Source organism: Algoriphagus sp. (assembly GCF_024642405.1).
In the GTDB taxonomy this organism is placed as follows: Bacteria; Bacteroidota; Bacteroidia; order Cytophagales; family Cyclobacteriaceae; genus Algoriphagus.
In genome coordinates this window covers 1-1,148 of sequence record NZ_JAHEBC010000340.1, presented here as the reverse complement: position 1 = coordinate 1,148, position 1,148 = coordinate 1, and the positions used below count along the sequence as shown (strand labels likewise).

General features: G+C 37.0%; 3 protein-coding genes. 1 reads left to right on the top strand and 2 read right to left on the bottom strand.

Translation table 11 applies throughout. From position 1 onward, the window contains the following. Positions 1-245: 245 nt before the first annotated feature. Positions 246-623: a hypothetical protein gene (locus Q0L68_RS17315; RefSeq protein WP_296705519.1), complete on the bottom strand. Its 378-nt coding sequence runs from the start codon at positions 621-623 to the stop codon at positions 246-248. Positions 624-671: 48 nt separating this feature from the next. Continuing rightward, on the bottom strand, positions 672-836 hold the full coding sequence (locus Q0L68_RS17310; RefSeq protein ID WP_296705518.1) for a hypothetical protein: 165 nt from the start codon (positions 834-836) through the stop codon (positions 672-674). 99 nt (positions 837-935) lie between these two features. Between Q0L68_RS17310 and Q0L68_RS17305 the strand changes: the two genes are divergently transcribed. Next, a partial coding sequence (locus tag Q0L68_RS17305; RefSeq protein WP_296705517.1) for an alpha/beta hydrolase-fold protein occupies positions 936-1,148 on the top strand: 213 nt, incomplete at its 3' end.

The following is a 1,148-nucleotide window of genomic DNA, read 5'->3' as shown; positions in this document are numbered from 1 at the left end:
TGACAAGAAAAATTAAAAGTGCCCACGGCTAGTAAGCAAATGGAATAGAATAATTTCCTCATTAGTAAGTTTTTATAGTTATGAAATAATCAACTGAAGATAATTATTATTTTGACATCATGTTCTTTCGATTGATGAAAATTAATAAAATTTTGTGCTACGCTTAGTTGAGGTGTTGGCTGGGTGAAGTCCGCGACAATTGTCGGGAGCGACTACACCCAGTCCGAAGAACGATCTGAACACATTCAAACGAGTAGGCTGATTTGGCTTCTGATTCGCTCTATTAAAAGGCTCATGATTCTTTTATTGTACAGGTTGGTATCTGCGCTGTACACGGCTAATTCTTCAATAGTGAGCATGCCAAGGGTAACTCCGATCAATTTGTTCTTTAACACGATGTTTTTCTGTAAGCTGTTTTCTATAAAGAGAACCTTATTTTCAGGTGATAAAGAATAATACATGATCTTAGATTCAGTAATGTAATTTTTGAAAAGCCCAAGTAAAAGGTCATTTTGAAGTTTTAGAATAGGGCGCAGGGTGAGAGTCTGAAATTTTTCTTCATCTGTGCTTTTCTCGAACTCTTTTGTTTTAATAATTGGTCTTAAATCTAATCTACTTGTCATGGGTTGCTTTTTTGCTTGAGTAAAACGGTTTATGTGTTGGCTGAAGAACTAAACCACAGACCAAACACCTGATGCGCCTTGAATGTTAAAGAAAGTTTCCTGTAGGCCTTTGTAGATGAGCTGGTAATCTACGCCAAGCCAAAGGATCTGACTACACCCAGATGGGGGAATTGACCATCGGAAAAACTGCACGACCACAAAAAAAGTAACCATTTTTATATATTCATCTTTATGGTAGATTAATGAATTGATATATTTTTTGTCCAAAAAATCAAACAGCTACACAACTCAAACTCAAATTCCCAAACCGATATGAAAAAATACACACTTGCTTTATCCTTCTGTTTACTGTTTTCAATAGTTGCTTTTGCACAAGACAGTAAGGTTTTTGACCAAATGACATTGCAGAGTAAAATACTCAATATGGAGCGAAAATATGCGATCTATCTACCACCCGGATACGAGACTTCGCAGCGCTCCTACCCTGTCTTGTATCTCCTTCACGGAGCCGGAGATGATCAGACA

What these genes read in the sequence shown, in the direction of transcription:
- Q0L68_RS17310 (WP_296705518.1), bottom strand. Translation starts at nt 836, where the DNA reads ATGGTTACTTTTTTTGTGGTCGTGCAGTTTTTCCGATGGTCAATTCCC.
- Q0L68_RS17315 (WP_296705519.1), bottom strand. Translation starts at nt 623, where the DNA reads ATGACAAGTAGATTAGATTTAAGACCAATTATTAAAACAAAAGAGTTC.